This is a genomic window from Streptomyces sp. NPDC021622, assembly GCF_040640795.1.
Classification (GTDB): Bacteria; Actinomycetota; Actinomycetes; order Streptomycetales; family Streptomycetaceae; genus Streptomyces.
The window spans coordinates 715,196-733,881 of the sequence record NZ_JBFACK010000001.1 but is presented as its reverse complement, the minus strand read 5'-3'; the positions used below and the strand labels follow the sequence as shown (position 1 = coordinate 733,881).

Annotated in this window: 19 protein-coding genes; 7 read left to right on the top strand and 12 right to left on the bottom strand. The window is 71.4% G+C overall.

The window, feature by feature from the left end; genetic code table 11:
- Positions 1 to 87: 87 nt before the first annotated feature.
- A complete protein-coding gene (locus AB0G47_RS03300; RefSeq protein ID WP_360763516.1) occupies positions 88 to 948 on the bottom strand; it encodes a helix-turn-helix transcriptional regulator in 861 nt (286 codons plus the stop codon).
- A gap of 63 nt (positions 949 to 1,011) precedes the next feature.
- On the opposite strand from AB0G47_RS03300, the gene AB0G47_RS03295 reads away from it, so the two are divergent.
- Positions 1,012 to 1,575 carry an ATP-binding protein gene (locus tag AB0G47_RS03295; RefSeq protein ID WP_360763515.1) on the top strand — a complete coding sequence of 188 codons (564 nt, stop codon included), beginning with the start codon at positions 1,012 to 1,014 and terminating at the stop codon, positions 1,573 to 1,575.
- Positions 1,576 to 1,682: 107 nt separating this feature from the next.
- Entirely contained in the window at positions 1,683 to 2,144 is a 462-nt protein-coding gene (locus AB0G47_RS03290; protein WP_360763513.1) for a hypothetical protein, read from the top strand.
- On the opposite strand, the gene AB0G47_RS03285 is transcribed toward AB0G47_RS03290, so the two are convergent.
- The 3 genes from AB0G47_RS03285 to AB0G47_RS03275 all read right to left on the bottom strand — a co-directional run bounded on the left by AB0G47_RS03285 (position 2,141) and on the right by AB0G47_RS03275 (position 5,491).
- Positions 2,141 to 3,412, bottom strand: a complete 1,272-nt coding sequence (locus tag AB0G47_RS03285) for an acetoin dehydrogenase dihydrolipoyllysine-residue acetyltransferase subunit (protein ID WP_360763952.1) — start codon at positions 3,410 to 3,412, stop codon at positions 2,141 to 2,143. The two genes, AB0G47_RS03290 and AB0G47_RS03285, sit on opposite strands and share 4 nt — an antisense overlap.
- Before the next feature lie 2 nt (positions 3,413 to 3,414).
- A complete protein-coding gene (locus tag AB0G47_RS03280; protein ID WP_360763511.1) occupies positions 3,415 to 4,278 on the bottom strand; it encodes a transketolase C-terminal domain-containing protein in 864 nt (287 codons plus the stop codon).
- Positions 4,279 to 4,486: 208 nt separating this feature from the next.
- The gene (locus AB0G47_RS03275) at positions 4,487 to 5,491 is read right to left on the bottom strand and encodes a thiamine pyrophosphate-dependent dehydrogenase E1 component subunit alpha (protein ID WP_360763509.1); all 1,005 of its coding nucleotides are present in this window, start codon (positions 5,489 to 5,491) and stop codon (positions 4,487 to 4,489) included.
- Between the two features lie 219 nt (positions 5,492 to 5,710).
- Between AB0G47_RS03275 and AB0G47_RS03270 the strand changes: the two genes are divergently transcribed.
- On the top strand, positions 5,711 to 7,657 hold the full coding sequence (locus tag AB0G47_RS03270) for an ABC transporter ATP-binding protein (RefSeq protein WP_360763950.1): 1,947 nt from the start codon (positions 5,711 to 5,713) through the stop codon (positions 7,655 to 7,657).
- A gap of 3 nt (positions 7,658 to 7,660) precedes the next feature.
- Here AB0G47_RS03270 and AB0G47_RS03265 read toward each other — a convergent pair whose 3' ends face one another.
- The 4 genes from AB0G47_RS03265 to AB0G47_RS03250 form a co-directional block, all read right to left on the bottom strand.
- Complete coding sequence (locus tag AB0G47_RS03265; RefSeq protein WP_360763507.1) at positions 7,661 to 7,852, bottom strand: hypothetical protein; 192 nt, start codon at positions 7,850 to 7,852, stop codon at positions 7,661 to 7,663.
- A gap of 115 nt (positions 7,853 to 7,967) precedes the next feature.
- On the bottom strand, positions 7,968 to 8,657 hold the full coding sequence (locus AB0G47_RS03260; RefSeq protein ID WP_360763505.1) for a DUF899 domain-containing protein: 690 nt from the start codon (positions 8,655 to 8,657) through the stop codon (positions 7,968 to 7,970).
- A gap of 164 nt (positions 8,658 to 8,821) precedes the next feature.
- The gene (locus AB0G47_RS03255; protein WP_360763503.1) at positions 8,822 to 10,069 is read right to left on the bottom strand and encodes a cytochrome P450; all 1,248 of its coding nucleotides are present in this window, start codon (positions 10,067 to 10,069) and stop codon (positions 8,822 to 8,824) included.
- A 50-nt stretch (positions 10,070 to 10,119) separates the two neighbouring features.
- On the bottom strand, positions 10,120 to 11,520 hold the full coding sequence (locus AB0G47_RS03250) for an amidohydrolase (RefSeq protein WP_360763502.1): 1,401 nt from the start codon (positions 11,518 to 11,520) through the stop codon (positions 10,120 to 10,122).
- A 105-nt stretch (positions 11,521 to 11,625) separates the two neighbouring features.
- Here AB0G47_RS03250 and AB0G47_RS03245 point away from each other — a divergent pair, with 105 nt between their 5' ends.
- Complete coding sequence (locus AB0G47_RS03245) at positions 11,626 to 12,585, top strand: endonuclease/exonuclease/phosphatase family protein (protein WP_360763500.1); 960 nt, start codon at positions 11,626 to 11,628, stop codon at positions 12,583 to 12,585.
- A gap of 22 nt (positions 12,586 to 12,607) precedes the next feature.
- Here the strand turns inward: AB0G47_RS03245 and AB0G47_RS03240 are convergent, their stop codons facing one another.
- Positions 12,608 to 13,045, bottom strand: coding sequence for a nuclear transport factor 2 family protein (locus AB0G47_RS03240; protein ID WP_266868182.1), 438 nt, complete (start codon positions 13,043 to 13,045; stop codon positions 12,608 to 12,610).
- Positions 13,046 to 13,148: 103 nt separating this feature from the next.
- On the opposite strand from AB0G47_RS03240, the gene AB0G47_RS03235 reads away from it, so the two are divergent.
- Positions 13,149 to 13,643, top strand: a complete 495-nt coding sequence (locus AB0G47_RS03235; RefSeq protein ID WP_360763497.1) for a helix-turn-helix domain-containing protein — start codon at positions 13,149 to 13,151, stop codon at positions 13,641 to 13,643.
- Positions 13,644 to 13,646: 3 nt separating this feature from the next.
- On the opposite strand, the gene AB0G47_RS03230 is transcribed toward AB0G47_RS03235, so the two are convergent.
- Positions 13,647 to 14,702, bottom strand: coding sequence for a phosphatidylinositol-specific phospholipase C domain-containing protein (locus AB0G47_RS03230; RefSeq protein ID WP_360763495.1), 1,056 nt, complete (start codon positions 14,700 to 14,702; stop codon positions 13,647 to 13,649).
- Positions 14,703 to 14,986: 284 nt separating this feature from the next.
- On the opposite strand from AB0G47_RS03230, the gene AB0G47_RS03225 reads away from it, so the two are divergent.
- Positions 14,987 to 15,481, top strand: a complete 495-nt coding sequence (locus AB0G47_RS03225) for a DUF3574 domain-containing protein (protein WP_360763494.1) — start codon at positions 14,987 to 14,989, stop codon at positions 15,479 to 15,481.
- Positions 15,482 to 15,544: 63 nt separating this feature from the next.
- Here the strand turns inward: AB0G47_RS03225 and AB0G47_RS03220 are convergent, their stop codons facing one another.
- Positions 15,545 to 17,380 carry an FUSC family protein gene (locus tag AB0G47_RS03220; RefSeq protein ID WP_360763492.1) on the bottom strand — a complete coding sequence of 612 codons (1,836 nt, stop codon included), beginning with the start codon at positions 17,378 to 17,380 and terminating at the stop codon, positions 15,545 to 15,547.
- 151 nt (positions 17,381 to 17,531) lie between these two features.
- Here AB0G47_RS03220 and AB0G47_RS03215 point away from each other — a divergent pair, with 151 nt between their 5' ends.
- Positions 17,532 to 18,173 carry a 2'-5' RNA ligase family protein gene (locus tag AB0G47_RS03215; protein ID WP_360763491.1) on the top strand — a complete coding sequence of 214 codons (642 nt, stop codon included), beginning with the start codon at positions 17,532 to 17,534 and terminating at the stop codon, positions 18,171 to 18,173.
- Here AB0G47_RS03215 and AB0G47_RS03210 read toward each other — a convergent pair.
- Entirely contained in the window at positions 18,148 to 18,570 is a 423-nt protein-coding gene (locus AB0G47_RS03210; protein ID WP_360763489.1) for a hypothetical protein, read from the bottom strand. The two genes, AB0G47_RS03215 and AB0G47_RS03210, sit on opposite strands and share 26 nt — an antisense overlap.
- Between the last annotated feature and the right edge of the window lie 116 nt (positions 18,571 to 18,686).

The window sequence follows — 18,686 nt, the reverse complement described above, 5'->3', positions numbered from 1 at the left end:
GTAGATCCGGGAGTCGTCCCGGGACTCGGGGCGGGACCCGGCTCCGGGCTTTGACCCGGGTCGCGTACCGGCTCGGTGTCGATCCATTCACAGCTCCTTGCGGACATCCCGGAGGATCTCCTTTGTGCGATGTGCCGTCGCGGCTTGCGCCGCCATGCGGTCCATGACCTCCAGGTGGGTCGCCACCTCGCCCCGCGCGTCCAGATAGACGGCACCGGTCAGGTACTCGCTGTAGACCATGTCCGGCAGCTCCGGCATGGCGAACCGGAACAGCACGAACGGGCCGTACGTGCCGGGATGCGGCCCCGCCGAGAACTGCGCGATCTGCAGCGTCACATGGGGCAGTTCGACGGATTCGAGCAGCTTGTCGAGCTGCTCGCGCATCACATCGGGACCGCCCACGGGTCTGCGCAGCGCGGTCTCGTCCATCACGATCCACAGGCGCGGCGCGTCCTCGCGGGTGAGCAGCGCCTGACGCTCCATCCGCAGCGCCACATACCGCTCGATGTCATCGGGGTTGGTCTGGCCGATCGCCCCGGATCGCATCACAGCACGGGCGTACTCCTCGGTCTGGAGCAGTCCGGGCACGAAGTGCGGTTCGTAGGACCGGATGAGGCTGGCCGCGCCCTCCAGGCTGACGTACATGCTGAACCAGCCCGGCAGGATGTCGTGGAACCGCTGCCACCAGCCCGGCTTGTTCGCCTCCTCGGCGAGCATCACGAAGCCCTCGGCCTCTTCGTCCGTGATGCCGTAGGACTTCAGGAGCAGTTGGAGGTACGGGATCTTCAGCGCGACCTCGGCCAGCTCCATGCGGCGGACCGTGGCCGGGGCGACGCGCAGGATCCGCGCGGCCTCCTCGCGTTTGAGGCCGGCGCGCTCACGCAGGTCCTGCAGGCGGCGACCGAGAACGACCTGTCCGACGGTCGGCGCAGACCGCGGTTCGCTCACGTCCCTACCTCCACGTACTCCACGTAACCCCAACTCACTCCGCACCTGGAGCCGTTGCGAGCAGTGTGCCATGCGCCGTCTCGGAGGAACACGCCACTGTGCACTTTTCAGAGTGGGTCTTGCCAAGGTGTTCCCGGCGGGGCGATAGTGGATGGCGTGACTCCGCCCGCGCCGTTACATGCCGCAGCCGCCGAGACCCGTGTTGGCGATACCGCCGACGCATGGTCCGAGGGCGGTGCCGAGCTCTGCGTCAGCTTCGCGCTCGCGCCACGGCCGGGATCTGCCGCGCAGGCCAGACGACTCGCGGGCGCCCAGCTCGTGGGCTGGGACATCGACGAGGACGCGCGCGATGCCGCCGCCCTCGTCGTCTCCGAACTGGTCACCAACGCCATCGTGCACACGGCGAGCCACCGGATCATCTGCGAGCTCTGTACGCGCCCCGGGACGCTGCGCATAGCGGTACGTGACGAAGGGTGGGGGTCAGGTGCCCCGCGTCCCGCCCATCGAGGTCCCGACGACGAGCACGGGAGGGGATTGCTCCTCGTCGAGGCGGTCAGCAGGGCGTGGGGGGTGCGGGACGAGGGTCCCGGCGTGGGCTGCACGGTGTGGGCGGAGCTTCGGGCGTGAGCTGGTGTTCGGCGTGAGCCGGTGTTGAGCCGGTGTTCGGCGTGGGCGTGCGGGCGGCTTGGGCGTGCGGGCGGCCCGGGCGTGACGACGATGCGGGCGGGGAGCGTGTGAACGGGGTGACAGTGCGGCGGCCGTTGGATCTGAACACGCTGGTCCGCTTCGAGCGGGGGCGGGCCGCGGCCGCCGTTCCGCCGCTCACGCGGCTCGCCGTTCCCGAGGGGATGTCCCAGCCGCTGGGGTGCGATGCCGTGGCGGTGCCTGCGGGGATCGGGCCCCGGTTGATGGCGCGGTTGCCTCGGGTGGGGTGTGTGTACGAGGACGTGGACGGGGCGCGGTGGTGGTGGATCGTGCCGGCGGACTCCGATGTCGCTCTGGAGTGGCCGGCTCCCGCGTACTACGCCGCGGGGGCGGTCGTCCCCGGCGCGCGCCGGTCCCCCTCCCTGATCCACCGCCCGCCGGCGGAGGGCGCTGCCGCCGGTGTCCCCTACACTCCGCCGATTCCTCTGTACCTGGCGTTGTGCAGGGTGACGGGGACTACGCCGGGGTGGTCGCGAGCGGTGCGGGCCTAGCTTCCGGGGTTCCTTTCCCCAACCCCGCCCCTACCCGAATCAATTCCGGCTGCGCCGGCCGCGAGGTGACTGTCCATCACCGCCTTCGGCGAGTTCGTCCTCAAACGCCGGACGGGCTGAAATAACTGCGGCCGGGCTGAAAGAGCTCGCCGATCGGGTGGGCGGGCAACTGCGGAGATTGGGGTGGGTGGGTGGGAAAGATTCGCCGCGAAGCGGCGGTCTAGCCGGACACCGCCCGTTCCACCGTCGTCGCGGCCCCACACCGCCACCACCCGCAGCGACGCGGGCAACAGGTGCCGCACGTCGAGGGCCGGTGCGTCGTCCTCGTCGAGCAGCGTGGTCAGCAGCGTGCGCAGGGCGACGTCCACGCCATCCAGGCGTTTGTACTTGAGCAGGTCGTCCACCAACTGCCGCGTGACAAGACCCTCGTCGGCAAACAGCTTTCCCAGGTGGGGGCGGAGCTCACGCCGCGTACCGGCCGCCGCGAAGCCCCGCAGGTAGGAGGCGTCCACCTCCGGGCCGTACCCGGCGGGTGCGATCAGCGTCAGGGAGCGCACCCGCTCCGGGACCCGCGCCGCGACCGCCGTCACGACCGCGCCGCCCAGCGAGTGCCCCACCAGATGCGCCCGCTCGATGCCGAGCGCGTCCAGGAAGCCAGCGACCACGTCCGTCAGCGCGTCCAGACCGCCCACGCCGACGTCCTTGCCCGATTCCCCGTGACCGGGCAGGTCCAGCGCGTACACCGTGTGCCGCGCCGCGAGGGGCTCCTGCACGAAGAGCCAGGAGTTCTTGTCGCCGCCGTAGCCGTGGACGAGCACGATCTCCTCGGGGCCCGCGCCCGACGTCGCGTACGCGAGGGCCCTGCCGGCCACCTCCGCGAGACCGCCGACCGGGCTGCCCTCGTCCTCCGCGGGCACCCCGCGCGCCAGTTGCTCGCGTGCCTCGGCGGCCACCCGCTCGATCTCGCCCTCCGGGACCTCCGCGGGCGCGATGACCGCGATGACGCACCCCACGGGCGCCTCGCCGCCCGCCTCCGTGACGATCCGCCGCAGCACGCCGCCGGACGGAGCCTCCAGCGTGCCCGCGATCTTGTCGGTGTCGATCTCCGCCAGATCGTCTCCCTCCTCGACCTCGTCGCCCTCCCTGGCGATCCACTCGATGATCTTCCCGGTCTTCATGGACAGGCCCCACTTGGGCATGGTGACCCGCTCGACGAGCGACATCCCCTGCGTCCCCTCCGCCCCCTCCGGCCCCTCCGGCCCCTCCATCCTCACGGCTTCCAGTCCACGGCCGACTTGACCGCGGCGGCGACCCGCCCCGCGTCCGGCATGTACAGGTCTTCCAGCGCCGGGCTGAACGGCACCGGCGTATGCGGCGGCGTCACCGTCCCGATGGGCGCCCGCAGCGCCCCGAACTCCTCGCGCGCGACGAGCGCCGCGATGTCGGCGGCCATCCCGCAGCGCGGCGACGCCTCGTCCACCACGACAAGGCGCCCGGTCCGCGCGACGCTCTCCAGGATCGTGTCGGCGTCCAGCGGGCTCGTCGTGCGCGGGTCGATCACCTCGCAGTCCACCCCCGAGGCGGCCAGGTCCGCCGCCGCGTCGGACGCCACGGACACCATCCGCCCCAGCGCCACCACCGTCACGTCCTCCCCCTCGCGCACGATGCCCGCCTCCCCGAAGGGGATCGTGTAGCTCTCGGCGGGGACCTCGCCGACCACGTCGTACAGCGCCTTGTGCTCGCAGAAGATCACCGGGTCGTCGTCCCTGATGGCCTGGATCATCAGCCCCTTCGCGTCGTACGGAGATGAGGGGAGGACCACCTTCAGTCCGGGCACGGCCGTGAACGCGGGGTACATCGCCTGGGAGTGCTGGGCCGCCGCCCGCAGTCCGGCCCCGTACATCGCACGGATGACGACGGGGGTAACGGCCTTGCCGCCGAACATGTAGCGGAACTTGGCGGCCTGGTTGAAGATCTGGTCGAAGCACACGCCCATGAAGTCGATGAACATGAGCTCGGCGACCGGCCGCAGGCCGCGTGTCGCCGCGCCGATCGCCGCGCCGATGAACGCCGACTCGGAGATGGGCGTGTCGAGGACCCGCCCGGGGAAACGCGGGTGGAGCCCCTTCGTCACGCCCAGCACCCCGCCCCAGGCGTCGGATTCGCCGGGCGCCCCCCGCGCCGCCCGCGTTGTCCTCACCCATGACGATGACGGAGGGGTCGCGCTCCATCTCCTGCGCCAGTGCTTCGTTCAGCGCCTCGCGATAGCTGATGCTGCGTGCCACGGTCGACTCCCCTCAGAGGAACAGGATTCAGAGGAACAGGATTCAGCGGTACGAGATTCAGAGGTACGAGATGTAGACGTGGGTCTGCAGATCCGCGCCGGTCGGCAGCGGAGCCGCCTGCGCCTCCGACACGGCCTCGTCGATCAGCCGGGCCACCTGCGCGTCGATCGCGTCGAGTTGGGCGTCCGTCAGAGTTCCCGCCACTTGCTGCCGGAAGCGCTTGATGCAGTCGAGTTCGGCGCGGGCGCTCCGCACCTCGTCCGCCCGGTACTTCTGCTGGTCGCCTTCGAAGTGGCCGTAGTAGCGGGTCAGTTGGACCTCGATGAGGGTGGGCCCGCCTCCCGCGCGGGCCCGGTCGAGCGCCGCGCCCGCCGCCTCGTGCACCGCGAAGAAGTCGAAGCCGTCGACCGTGACACCGGGCATGCCGAAGGCCGCCGCGCGGGCCGCGATGGAGCCGCCGCCCACCGACCACTCGGCCGAAGTGGCCTCCGCGTAGCCGTTGTTCTCGGCGACGAAGACCGCGGGCAGCTGCCAGACCGAGGCGAGGTTGAGGGATTCGAGGGTGGTGCCCTGATTGCTGCCGCCGTCGCCGAAGAAGGCCACGCCGACGCCGCCGTCCCCGCGTACCTTCGCGGCGAGCGCGGCACCGCAGATGAGGGGCGGCCCGCCGCCGACGATGCCGTTGGCGCCGAGCATGCCCTTGGAGAGGTCGGCGATGTGCATGGAGCCGCCCTTGCCGTGGCACGCCCCGGTCGTACGCCCGTAGATCTCGGCCATCATCGACTTCACGTCGACGTGCTTGGCGATGCAGTGGCCGTGGCCCCGGTGGGTGGACGCGATGACATCGCGGTCGTCGTCGAGGTGCGCGCACACCCCGGTCGCGGACGCCTCCTCACCTGCGTACAGATGGACGAAACCGGGGATGTCACCGGTCGCGAACTCCTCGTGGAGCCGCTCCTCGAAGTCACGGATCGTACGCATCGTGCGGTACGCGTCGAGCAACGCGGGTCCGTCGAGGCCGTGTTCGTGCGGGGCCCGAGGTGTCCGGAGGGTGTCGGTCACGGGATAACTCCTTTGCCGGTGCGGGTGCGGAGTTGCGTGCATGGGGTATGGCACTGCGACCTGGGCCCGACCGGCAACAGTTGCCCGGGGTTGCAAGCCACCACACGACGTACGCAACCGGAGAAGGAGAAGCAGACGAACGACAAGCAGAACAAACAGAGCAACACCCCTACAGGCAGCGGAACTTCAGAGTCGGAGACGCTGCTCTTCGGCGGCCCGCTGCGCTACGACACCGGCTGGGCCCAGCACGAAGAGGCCTTCCTCCAGCTGGGGTTCCGTTCCATGGTGAAGCGGCTCCCCGCGCTCCTCGCCGCCAGCTTCCGGCTCGCCCGGCAGGCCGACCGCCAGGCCACACGCATCGTAGTCGGCTCCGAAGTGGGCCGGGGACTCGCGCAGGCGGTGAGCCTGCTCGCGGTCAACAGCGTGCTCGGCCGGCTGATGACGGACGCGCCCGTCGCCGACCGGCTGCGCGGCGCGGCGCCCGCCCTGGTGACCGTGGCGACCGTGCTGTTCGTCGCCGCGCTGCTGCGCGCCGCTTCGACGTACGCGACGGGACGCCTCGAGCCGAAGGTCGAACGGGTCGCCACCGAGCAGTACTTGGAGAAAGCGGCGTCGGTCGAGCTGTCGGCCATCGAGGACGACGCGTTCCACAAGCTGCTCGACACCGCGCAGTACGGCGCCGCTTCGGCCCGCCGCATGATCGGCATCGCGACGCGCGTGGTGAACGCGATGATCTCGCTGATCGCCGCGGCGGGCGTGCTGACCGTGCTGCACCCGGTGCTGCTTCCGCTCCTGGTGACGATGACCCTGCCCAGCGCGTGGAGCGCCCTGACGATCGCCCGGCGCCGCTATGTCTCCTTCCACGCCTGGGTGCAGCACGCCCGCGCGGGACGGCTGATCGGCAGCCTGCTGACGGAGGCGCGGGCCGCCCCGGAGATCCGGGTGCACGGCGTGGGCCCGTTCCTGCTGCGGCATTTCCGCTCCATGTCGGAGGCCGCGGAGGAGGAGCAGGCCCGCCTTGCGCGGCTCGCCGCGCGTACGGGGCTCATCGCGGCGGCGTGGACGGGCCTGGCCACGGTGGCGACGTACGCGACGCTCGGCGGTCTGCTGCTCGCGGGGGCGATGGCGCTGTCCGTCGCGGGCACGGCCGTGATCGCGATCCGTACCGGGGCGTCGAACCTGGACACGCTCGTCCTCGAGGTCAACTCGCTGCACGAGGACGCCCTGTTCGTGGGCGATCTGGACCGGCTCTTCGTGGAGGCGGCACAGCGCGCGATCCCGGTGGGCGGTGCCGAACTGCCTCCCGATCCAAGGGAGATACGGTTCGAGAACGTCACCTTCCGCTATCCGGGGACGTCGGGCAGGGACGCGCTCAGCGATGTCTCCCTCACCCTGCCCACCGGGAAGATCGTCGCCCTTGTGGGGGAGAACGGCTCGGGCAAGACCACCCTGGTGAAGCTCCTTGCGGGCCTGTATCCGCCGAAGGAGGGCCGGATCCTGTGGGACGACGTGGACGCGGCGACGGCGGACCGGCACCGCCTTGCCGAGCGCGTCGCGATGGTGGCGCAGGACTTCAAGCGGTGGCCGTTCACGGCCCGTGTGAACATCGCGATCGGCCGTGCGTCGGTGCCGCTGACCGACGAGCGGATCGGCGCGTCCGTCGCGGAGGCCGGCGCCGGTGACGTGGTGGCCGATCTGCCGCGCGGGCTCGACACCCTGCTCGCCCGCGCGTTCACCGGTGGGCACGAGCTCTCGGGAGGGCAGTGGCAGCGGCTCGGCATCGCGCGTGCGGCGTACCGGCGCGGCGGCATCCTGATCGTGGACGAGCCGACGGCGGCGCTCGACGCCCGGGCGGAACTGGAGGTCTTCGAGAAGATCAGGGCGCTGGCCGGGACGGGCCAGACGGTCATCCTGATCACCCACCGCCTGGCGTCGGTGCGGCACGCGGATCTGGTCCATGTCCTGGACCAGGGGCGCCTGGTGGAGTCGGGCACCCCGGACGAACTCCTGCGGACAGGCGGCGTCTACGCGGAGCTGTACGCGCTGCAGGCGGACCAGTTCACGGCGCAGGCGCCGTCTCCAAAGACGCAGGCTCCGTCCCCGAAGACGCAGGCGCCGTCCTCGGAGACGCGGGTCCCGTCCCCCAACGGGCACGCCGATCGCTGAGCCTCACGCGGCGGCGGCCACCTCCGCGACCTCGGTGTCGCGCACGATCACCAGGAAGGCGTCGGACGCGAGGTCCATGACGACCTCCGCCTGCTGCCCCTCCATGCGTCGGGCCCGCGCGAACTCCTCCGCGGGCCACGATCCGCGCGGCCCGCCGGCCGGAAAGCGTTCCAGTACCACTCGACTGTTCGTCATCGTCTTCCTGCTCCCCCGTCGGCAGTCCAGCAAAGGACTCTCATGGAGTAGAACGCACCAGGGGGCGGAAAGGACTCACAACGTGACGGACCTGACACCGAGTTGTGTCCGTCCCTCACTCCTCGTACTCGTCGTGGTACCGCACCCGGCTGCTTCCGGCGGGCGCTCCGAGTGCGGACGAGCGTCCCTTCGGCAGCTCCCACTCTTCCTGCCGGCCGAGGGCGGTGAGGTCGAGGAGGCTGGAGTAGGAACCCACCCAGTCGGTGCCGCGGTCGTACGCCGAGTATGTGTGGAAGACGCGGTCGCCGTCGCGCAGGAAGCAGCTGATGCCCGGTGCTTCGACAGTCCTGCCGTCCTCGTCGACGCTGGCGTGGAAATCGTGGTTGAAGTCGTCACCGTTCGACGAGTACCACGGCACCGTCCAGCCCATTCGTGCCTTGAAGGGCAGGATCTTGGTGAACGGGGCGCGGGAGACGGCGACGAAGTTGGTGCCGCGGGCCCGCAGATGGGCGAGGTGCCCGATCTGGTCGAGGAACGCCGAGCAGCTGGGGCATCCCGCGTCCCACTCCGGGGCGAACATGAAGTGGTGGACGATGAGTTGGGCGTGACCGTCGAAGAGGTCGAACAGCGTCGCCTTGCCGTCGGGACCGGCGAACAGATACTCCTTCTCGATCTCCACCATGGGGAGCCTGCGCCGCTCGGCATTGAGCGCGTCGCGCGCCCGGGTCGCCGCCTTCTCCTTGGCGAGCAGTTCCGCGCGCGCGGCGAGCCACTCCTCGCGCGTGACGATGTCGGGAAGTCCCATGGTCCCCAGTCCCTCCTGCGGATCCGCGCCTCGGATCCGTGCTTCTCGGAGGGGTGACCCGCGGGCTCACCGGAACTCATCGGTCGCGACGAAGAAAGTTGGAGAATTTCTGTTACGCCTGGTCAGCGGCCCGGGAGTTCAGCCATGGGTTCAGAGCCATGGGCTCAGAACGTCACCGGCAGCGCGAGCAGCCCGCGGGCCCGCATCGAGGGGCGCCACCGAAGCTCGTCCTCCGGCACACCGAGGGCGAGCCGGGGGAAGCGTTCGATGAGGGCGCCGAGCGCGGTGGCCGTCTCCAGACGGGCCAGGGGTGCGCCGACGCAGTGGTGGATGCCATGACCGAGGGCGAGGTGGCCCGTGGTGTCGCGGGCGATGTCGAGGCGGTCGGCGGCGGGGAAGCGGCGCGGGTCGCGGTTGGCGGCGGACGGCGAGAGCAGCACGGTCTCACCCGCCGGGACGGTGACCCCACCGATGGTGACGTCCTGGAGCGGGAAGCGGCGGATGGCGAGCAGTGCGGGGCCGTCGTAGCGGCTGAACTCCTCCACAGCGGCGGGCAGTTGGGATGGGTCCTTGCGCAGGGCCGCGAGCTGGTCGGGGTGCCGGAGCAGGGCCAGGGTCGCGTTGCCGATGAGCTGGACGGTGTTCTCGTATCCGGCGAAGAGGATCAGGAAGGCGAGCGACATCAGCTCGTCCTCGCTGAGGCGATCCCCCTGCTCGCTCTCGTCGCGTACGGCGATGAGGTCGGACAGCAGGTCGTCGGCGGGGGCCTCGCGCTTCTCGGCGAGCAGCCGGGTGAAGAAGCCGAGCATCGCGACGACGGCCTCCTTGGCGGCCCCCGGTCGCGCCGGATCGGGCGCGACCAGAGCGTCGGTCCAGGCCCGGAAGTCCGGCCGGTTGCCGTCCGGCACCCCGAGGAGGTCGCAGATGACGGTGATCGGGAGCGGGGCGGCGTAGGCGGCGACGAGATCGGCGCGGCCCGACGGCTCGACGGCGTCGAGGAGTTCGTCGGCGGTACGCCTGATCGGTGCACGCAGGCTCTCCACCCGGCGGGAGGTGAAGGCCTTGGCGACCAGGCGGCGGATGCGGGTGTGGTCCGGCGGGTCCATGTTGAGCAGGTTCGCTTCCAGGGCGGGCGGCAGCGCGAAGCCCCGGTAACTCCCGGGCAGCGCATGGCTGTTGTCGAGCGAGAGGCGTGGGTCGGCGAGCGCCGCGCGCACGTCGTCGTACCGCGTGACCAGCCAGGCCGGGCTGCCGTCGGGGCCGGCGACGCGGTGCACGGGCGCGGTCTCACGCAGCCGCGCGTACACGGCGTACGGGTCGTCGACGAGGCCGTCGGCAGGGTCGCCGATGAGGCCGTCGGCAGGGTCGTCGGCGAGGCCTTCGGCGGGGTCCGGGTGCGGGGCGTGTGACATGCCCTCCAGCCTAAGCAGCCGCCTGCCGCTGCCTCTTTCGGGCCCTGCCGTCAGCCCTCGTAGTCCTGGATCCGTTTGCCGTGGCTCCGGTCGATCAGGGCGGGCAGTTCGGCGTTCAACTCCCCGACGATCTCCGGCACATCGAGGGTCAGCAGCCGCCCGTCGCGCATCAGGACCCGCCCGTCGACGATCGTCGTGCGGACGTCCGCGGAACGCGCGCTGTGCACGAGCGTGGCCGCGAGGTCGTGCACCGGCTGGGTGTGCGGTCCGGCGAGGTCGACGAGGACGATGTCGGCGCGGCGCCCCGGCGCGAGGCTGCCGATCTGCTCGCCGAGGCCGATGGCTTGCGCGCTCTGCAGCGTGGCGTGGTCCAGTGCCTGACGTGCCGTCAGCCAGGACGGGTCGCGCTCCGTGGACTTCTGGACGAGCGCGGTGAGCGCCATGGACTCCCACACGTCGAGGGAGTTGTTCGACGCGGCCCCGTCCGTGGCCAGGCCCACGGGGATGCCGATCCCGCGCAGGGCCCGTACGGGCGTGGTGTCCCAGCCGAACTTGAGGTAGCCGCGCGGCGCGGACGCCACGGCGACGCGCCCCGTGGCCTGCCGCAGCACGGGCAGGTCGCGGTCCCGGATGCCGGTGCCGTGCGCGATGAGGACGTCCACGTCGAGGAGTCCTGCGCGGTGAAGGACCTCGATGGGGGTGCGGCCGTGCCGGGCCAGACTGTTGTCGGTCTGCTCGGCGTTCTCCGCGGCGTGCAGATGGACCATCAGGCCGTGTTCACGGGCGAGTTCGGCGGTCGCGGCGAGGTCGGCGTCGTCGACGGTGTACGGCGCGTGCGGGGCGAGCGAGGTGGTGATCCGCCCGTCGGCGGCGCCGCGCCGGCGCAGCGCGAACTCCAGGGAGGCGGCGCGGCCGTCGGGCCCCTGCGAGGAGAAGAACGCCGCGCCCAGGTTGGCGCGCAGGCCGCTGTCCGCCACCGCGTCGGCGACGGCGTCCATCGCGAAGTAGTGGTCGGCGAAGCAGGTCACCCCGCCCCGGATCATCTCGGCACACGCGAGCCGCGCGCCGAGCGCGACGACACGCTCGGTCAGGTTGGACTCGATGGGCCAGATCCAGTCGTTGAACCACTCGTGCGCCGGCAGATCCTCGGCGAGGCCGCGCAGGGCCACCATCGGGGTGTGCGTATGGCAGTTGATCAGGCCGGGCAGGGCGGCCTGGCCGCGGGCGTCGATCCGCTCGGCGGCGGCGAGGTCCGCCACGGCGCCGGTCGTGGTGACACTGTCGATGAGGCCGTCGCGTACGACGATGGCGGCGTCGTGGCGGAAGCTGACTTCACCGGCGGCGTCACCAGTGGTGTGACCGGCGGTGTGACCGGTGGCGTCGTCGTGGACGAGGGCCGTGCAGCCCGTGATGACCAGGTCGGCGGGGCCGTGCGCGGGAGGCGGCGTCATCTCTTCAAGGTACGGGGAGTGCGCATCCCGTGCCCTGTCGCGTCGCCGGTTTCGCGAGCACGCTGACGTCAACGGACGATCCCACGCGAAAAGTTGGAGCCCGTCATGCTCCTAGGCACCTGGAACCTGGAGAACCTCTACCGGCCCGGCGGCAGGTTCGGGCCCAAGGACAAGGCCGCGTACGAGGCGAAGCTGGCCTCGCTCGCGGCGACGATCAGGGCCCTGCGGCCCAGCGTCCTCGGCGTACAGGAGGTCGGCGACCCCGAAGCCCTGCGGGATCTGGCGGGGATGCTTGGCGAGCGCTGGGAAGTGACGCTCTCCGAGCACGCGGACGACCGGGGCATCCGGGTCGGCTTCCTCAGCAACCTGCCGGTGTCCGTGGTCGCGGACGAGGACTGCTTCCCCGGGCCGATGCGTCCGGTGCAGGTCGACGACTCGGGCAGGCCGGTGGCGCGGGCGGGGCGGGGTGTCCTTGCGGTGACGGTGTCGACGCGCGCCTTCTTCTTCGACGCGGTCGTCTGCCATCTGAAGTCCAAGCTCCTGTCGTATCCCGGCGGCCGTTTCCAGCCCGAGGACGAGGGCGAGCGGGCCCGCTTCGGCGCGTACGCGCTGTACCGGCGCGCTGCGGAGGCGACCGTGGTGCGTGCCCTGGCCGACCGGATGCTGCACGGCGACGGCCGCGAGCACCAGGTCGTGGTGCTCGGCGACCTCAACGACGAGGTGAGCGCGGCGACGACGCAGATCCTGCTCGGCCCGCCGGGATCGGAGATCGGCACACCGGGCTTCGACAAGCCGGACAAGGGCGACGCGCGACGGCTGTGGAACGTGGCCCCGCTCATCCCGGCCGAACAGCGCTACTCCCGCATCCATGCCGGGCGCCGCGAGCTCATCGACCACGTCCTGGTGAGCAAGAGCCTGCTCGACCTGGTCACGACGGCGGGGACCGGCGTGCCGGGGTCCGCCGCGACCGCGCTCCCCTCGATCGGCGACGACGAGAATCCGGCGGCGCGCAGGGACGCGCCGGGCTCGGACCACGCGCCGGTCTGGATACGGATCGAGCGCTGAGGCCATCCGCCGGATGCGGAGGCTATGCGGCGCCGGAAGTGGCCAACTCCTGGCGCCGCCAGGCCTCTTCGAGCCGCGCCGTGTCCTCGAGCACCGTGTCCTCGACCATCCGCCCCCAGCGGATCCTGACCCACTGGATGCCTTCGTTCTCGTACGAACTGCCGTCCGCGAGGGTCGCGTCGACGCGCAGCCGGACGACGACGGTGGTGTTCCAGGGCCACCCCTTCACGACGACGTCGGTGAGGGTGAGGCGCATGCCGGGGAAGCGCCGTCCCGCCTGCTCGAACCAGTCGGCGAAGGCTTCGGGGCCGCGCAGTTCGGCGCCGAGGATGTTGTCGCCGATGAAGCGGAACCGCAGGTCGGGGGCGGCCATGGCAACGGCCGGGTGGTAGTTGCCGCTGCCGTCGCCGGTGACGCGCCACAGGGCTCGGACTTTGCTGCGGACGATGGCGTGGTACATCGGGACCTCCGCTGGATCGCTCAGTGACTTGCAATTCGCAAGTGACCATCGATGGCCACCCTAGGCGGGTCCCTTGCAAACCACAAGCGAGTACCGTGGCCGCATGAAGGGTGAACGCTTCGCACGCATGCACTGCTCGGTGGCCCGCGCCGCGGCCGTCATGGCCGACCAGTGGACGGTGCTGATCCTGCGCGATCTGTTCCTCGGCCTGAACCGCTACGAGGACCTGCGCGCCGACCTGGGCATCGCGACGAACATCCTGGCGGACCGGCTCGAACACCTCACCGCGGAGGGCGTGGTGGAGCGCACCGCCTACCAGGAGCGTCCGGTGCGCCACGAGTACGTACTGACGGAGTCGGGCCGGGACCTGTACGGCGCCGTCCTCACCCTGCTGACCTGGGGCGACCACCACCGCCCCGAAGGGGGCCCGCCCCTGATCCCGGTGCACGACACCTGCGGCCGCCCGGCCGACCCGCGCGTGACGTGCGGCCACTGCGGCGAGGAGCTGACCCCGGAGACGGTGACGCACACGCCGGGCCCGGGCGGACGGACGGCGCCGGGGACGGCACTGGTGCACACGGTCCTGGCCGAGGGCTGAGCCTCAGCCGCGCGGAAGCACCGTCGAGAGCACACCCGGCAGCGGATACCAGTCGGACGAGACGATGCTGGCGTGGCCCCGCGCGAGCAGCGCGACCCGCTCCCTGGCCTGCGCCTCGGTCGGGTTGACGGCGTCGATGGCCGGGGCGATGTTGTGGGCGTCGGACATGACGACGAGATAGCGCCGGTCGGCGTACCACCGCGTGTCGATGGTCCCGCCGGCGTACGCGGAAGCGTCCCCGTCGAACAGCACGAACCAGGGCCTGATCGCCGCGTCCGCGTACCGCGCGCGCGGATCGCCCGCCTCGGCGCCGAGCACGGCGGGGAACGCCGCGGCCCCGTCCAGGCGCCCCGCCGCGGCGAGGTCCCGCAGATGGGTGGCGTACTCGCGGTCGGTCCACAGGGTGTCCGCAGGGTTGCCCTGCTCGACGGTGCCGGGGATGAGTTCGACCACGAACTTGCCTGCCAGCGCGCTCCGTTGGGGCCAGCCGTCGCTGCGTACGGCATCGTCGAGGGTGGCGTGGCCGCCGACGAGCTCGCCGGGCCGGTAGACGGCGTCACCGAGCCTGCTCGTGAGCAGGGCGTCGAGATCGGCGGGCCCGCGCCCGTTCTTCGCCTGGAAGCCGTCCTTCAGCTCGACCTTCACCAGGATCGGCCGGTGCCCCGGGTGGGCGTCGTGCCAGCTCTTCATGTCCGCGAGGCAGCCGGCCAGGCTCTGGTTACGTGCCTTGGTGCGCAGTTCGGCCGGGCTCGCGGCGTTCTCGCAGTTGTTGTCGTTGCCGACCGGGTTGCTGTGCGAGACCCGCCAGCCGCTGCCGAACACATTGGTCCATACGTCGAGTTCGAGCATCCCCGCGCCGGAGTCGAGCGCGTCGGCGAAGTAGGGGTACTTCGCCTTCTCGTACGCGTTGTGGACGCCGACGCCGGTGGTGGAGGAGTACGGCGAGGCGGGCGCCGGATCGTCGGCGGCGTGGGCGTTGCCGCCGGTGGTGCCGAACGCGAGGGCTCCCGCCGCCGCGACCGCCAACGCGAACCCCGCCCCGCTCACCCGTGCCGTCATGCCCACCGTCCTCCGCCGAAGCTCTGGTCAAGTCTTCGGCAACGTAGGGGAGTTGAGTGTCCATTGGGAAGACGGCGGCTTACGGGACACATCCGGGAGGGGAGAGATATTCAGCCGCGATGTCGGCGGACGCGGGCGGAAGGCGTCACCGTTCCGCTACTGTCTGCCACCGTAATTGATCTACGCCCCCGCAGAACTCGACTGCACCGAACCCCGTAGAACTCCTAGAACCCCTATAGCACCCCTAGAACTCCTAGAACTCCGCAGAAAGGGATCCCGCCGCCATGCCGCTCACCCTCCCCCGTATCTCCCGCACCCGGCTCGCGGTGACCGCCGCGGCGACCGCGGTCCTCGCGGTCGGCGCCCCGGCGGCGTACGCGTCGCTTGACGGATCCGACACGCGCGCCCGGACAGCGACGACGGCAAGCACGGTGACGGTGGCCCGCGGCGACGCCTACACCGAGACCCGGCTCTTCTTCGGCACGGAACGCCCCGACGGCGGCCCCGACGTGACCGACAAGCAGTTCATGGCCTTCATCGACGACGAGGTGACGCCGTCGTTCCCCGACGGTCTGACCGTGCAGGACGGCCGCGGCCAGTGGCGCGACTCGAACGGCAAGATCGAGCGGGAGCGTTCGTACGAGCTGATCCTGCTGTATCCGACGAGCGAGGCGCGCAAGCGTGACCCGCAGATCGAGGAGATCCGCTCGGACTACGAGAAGCAGTACGCGCAGGATTCGGTGGCCCGCCTCGACGACCGGCTCCGCGTGGACTTCTGACGGGGCGACAGCCGCTTTTCAGGACGCGGGGGCCGGTCGCCTTTCAGGCCACGTCAGGCCACGTCAGGCCACGGTCTCAAGCTCGAACTCGAGCTCGGCGAGGAGCGCGTCGATCCGCTCTTCGTGCCGCTTCGGCAGCCGCCCGGTGTCGTCGACGTGCACCGCGCAGGCCGTCGTGGTGTCGACGAGGCGTTCCAGGGTGGCCGCCACCTTCTCCGAGCCGGCGGAGTGCCGTGCCAGGGAGGGGAGTTCGGCGGCCGCCAGGTCGATCGCGGCGCGGGCCTCGGCCAGCGTCCGATAGGCCTCGCGGCGCAGGGCCCAGCGGTCGGCACGGTCACGGGCGGCTGCGCGTACGCCTTGTTCGACACCGCTCAGAACATGCCGCAGATAGGCATGCGCCGACTCGCAGGCGGTGTCGAGCCTGGCCTGTACGCGGCCGCCGCGCCGCACCGGCCACGGCAGATGCCCGACGAGCAGGACGATCCCGCAGGCGAGCAGCGTCTCGCCGATCCGCCCCCAGGAGGCCCCCGGCTCGCCGCCCACCATGACGAGCGAGAGCACGAGCACCGTCACGACGGCGGTCTGCGCGGCGAAGTGCCGGGTGGCGACGGGAATGAGGGCGCCGCACACGGCGACCACGGTTACGAGCCCGGCGGGTGCCGGCAGCAGGGCGGCGAGCCCCGCGAACAGCAGGGCACCCAGGACGGTACCGAGCGCACGGCACAGCACACGAGACGCCAAGGGCCCCAGATCGGGCTTGACCAGGAAAACTGCGGTGGCGGGCAGCCAGTACCAGTGCGCGTGGTGCAGTCCCTGCGCGACGGCGGCGCTCACCCCGAAGCAGAGCGCGACACGCACGCCGTACTCACGCCCTCCGGGACCCACTGCCGTACGCAGTACGTCGACGGGGCCGCTCCCCGTTGCGGGCGGCGGCTCGGCAGTCCCCCTGTCGAAAGCGTCGGCGGCGTGCAGCAGGGCGTCGTCGAGGGCGCGGAGCCCGGCGTCGGAGCGGGCGGGCGCGGGCAGCGGACCACAGGGGCGGCCGGCACGGACGGCGGCCGCGAGGCGCCGCACCCCCTCCCCCGTACGCGCGGGCAACGGCTCACCGGCCCAGGCGAGCGCGGTCGCGGCCTCGCCGAGCGGCAGCGCGGCAAGGTACTGCGCATGGATCCGCCGCTCGGCGGCTCGGCCGGGCCGCAGCCGCAGACGTGGCCCGGCGATCGCGTCCTGTGCCTGATCGAGAGCGGCCGTGAGGGCGGCACGGCGGGCGGGCGCGTGCGGGGTCCCGGCGGCGGCGAGGAGCGCGGCGACGGCTTCGTACACGGCGGCGACGGCCCCCCGCTCCCCACCGAACCGGTAGTCACCCCTCCCCGGCGAGGGCAGCACGAGCCGCAGCACAATGAGCCACCCGGCCCCGGCGAGGAAGAACAACGCCCGCTGCCACCCGGGCTCGGGCAACGGCATCCCGGCCCCGACGGCAGCCGCAACAAGCAACTGCGTACCACCGGCGGACGCGACGGGCCCCACCGCGCTGAAGGCACCGGCGAGCAGCCCAAGCACTCCGAAGAGGGCGGGCAGCAGCCACGCCCCACTACCCCACGCACCGACGTACGCCCCGAAGACCAACCCACCCGCGCCGCCGACGGCGGGCACCCCCAACCGCCGAACGGCGGCCCGCCGGCCTCCCGGCCGGTCATTGATCCCGGCAAGCATGGCCCCGAGCGCGGCCACCACCCCGATGGACGGCCGCCCGACAGCCACGGCCCCGAGAAGCAACGGCCCCGCGGCGAGCGCACCGCGCAGCACGGCGTGCCACGGAACGGGACCGCGCTGTATACGGAGGGCATGCCCGAGCCAGGGCGGGAGGGCGACCGGGCGCGGGATCGTCAGGCGGCTCACTGGTCCGGGCTCCTGTCGTCGTCGGAAGGTGTGCGTGCCGTGGGACGACGTCGGCCTGGGCGCTGCTCCTGATCAAACGGTAGGCCCCGTTCTTGGAGAGAAAGGGACGTACGCGTTTCCGTGATGTGACGCTTCGATGTGATGCTGCGGTGTGATCACTGAGGAGAGGGACGCAGGCGGGCACGGGGACGACGGCGACCGGGAGGGCGCCGAATCCGACGACGGCTGGCCCGACCGGCCGGGCGAGACCGCCCTGACGATCAAGGTCCCAGAGGCGGACCCCTTGGTGATCGCAAACTTCCCCGCCCACGTGACGGTCCTGTACCCGTTCCTCCACGAGTCCCGCATCGACAAGTCGACAGACGCCGAACTACTCAGCCTCTTCGCCGCACACCCCGAATTCCCCCTCCACTTCAAGGAGTTCCACCGCTACCCAGGGGTCCTCTACCTCGCCCCGACCCCGCCCCACCCGATACAGGCCCTCACCCGCACCCTCACCACCCGCTGGCCGGAGGCGGTCCCGTACCGGGGCATCTTCGGCGCCACCGGCCTGACCCCCCACCTGACGATCGCCAACCACGAGGGCCCGACCACTTACGAGACGGCCTACGACACCATCGAACACGAACTGACCCCGGCACTCCCCGTACGCACCCGGGTCCGCGAGGTCCACTTGATCGTGAAGGAGAACGGGGCATGGCAGGACCGCAAGACATACCGCCTGGGCCGTGCCCAGCCCTTGTCCCACCGGTCCAAGCCGCTGCCCGCTACCCGTTCCGCACCTCCCCGATAGACCCGCTCTGGATCACTATTCCGCCGTGCACATTCCCGCTGAGGTTGTTGTACACATCACCGCGCCGCTCGCCCTCAGAGCCGCCGGGCGTCAACTCATCAAGAAGCGAACGCAGTTCAGCGGCCGCCGCCGGATCGGCCCGCAGCGTACGCCGCATCCGCCCACGCCACTCGGCCAGCACGTCGGCCTCGGCGTCGGCATCCGAGCTGTCCCGCGCGGCGGCCAACTCGGCACGCGCCTCCTCCAGCTCCCCGGCGACGACGTCCTCATCCCCCGCACGCCCCCGCGAAAAGAACCCGGCGACCCGGTCCCGCACCTGCCCCCAGCCGTCGGTCACCATCCCCTGCACGAGCGCCGTCGCCCCCGCCGCCGCCAACGCGGTCAACTCAGCGTCCACCAGGCCCCCTTGTCCCACCACGCGCGTCACCACGCATCCAGATTCCGTGCTTCACGGTAACGCCCGCCACCGACAATTCGCTGGCGGACAAGGGACGACCGGCCTCAGGCTGGCGA

Bases quoted from the DNA above. Each gene is read 5' to 3' on its own strand.
- AB0G47_RS03285 (WP_360763952.1), bottom strand. From the start codon at position 3,412: ATGGAGGGGCCGGAGGGGCCGGAGGGGGCGGAGGGGACGCAGGGGATG.
- AB0G47_RS03265 (WP_360763507.1), bottom strand. From the start codon at position 7,852: ATGACGAACAGTCGAGTGGTACTGGAACGCTTTCCGGCCGGCGGGCCG.
- AB0G47_RS03260 (WP_360763505.1), bottom strand. From the start codon at position 8,657: ATGGGACTTCCCGACATCGTCACGCGCGAGGAGTGGCTCGCCGCGCGC.
- AB0G47_RS03255 (WP_360763503.1), bottom strand. From the start codon at position 10,069: ATGTCACACGCCCCGCACCCGGACCCCGCCGAAGGCCTCGCCGACGAC.
- AB0G47_RS03250 (WP_360763502.1), bottom strand. From the start codon at position 11,520: ATGACGCCGCCTCCCGCGCACGGCCCCGCCGACCTGGTCATCACGGGC.
- AB0G47_RS03245 (WP_360763500.1), top strand. From the start codon at position 11,626: ATGCTCCTAGGCACCTGGAACCTGGAGAACCTCTACCGGCCCGGCGGC.
- AB0G47_RS03240 (WP_266868182.1), bottom strand. From the start codon at position 13,045: ATGTACCACGCCATCGTCCGCAGCAAAGTCCGAGCCCTGTGGCGCGTC.
- AB0G47_RS03235 (WP_360763497.1), top strand. From the start codon at position 13,149: ATGAAGGGTGAACGCTTCGCACGCATGCACTGCTCGGTGGCCCGCGCC.
- AB0G47_RS03230 (WP_360763495.1), bottom strand. From the start codon at position 14,702: ATGACGGCACGGGTGAGCGGGGCGGGGTTCGCGTTGGCGGTCGCGGCG.
- AB0G47_RS03225 (WP_360763494.1), top strand. From the start codon at position 14,987: ATGCCGCTCACCCTCCCCCGTATCTCCCGCACCCGGCTCGCGGTGACC.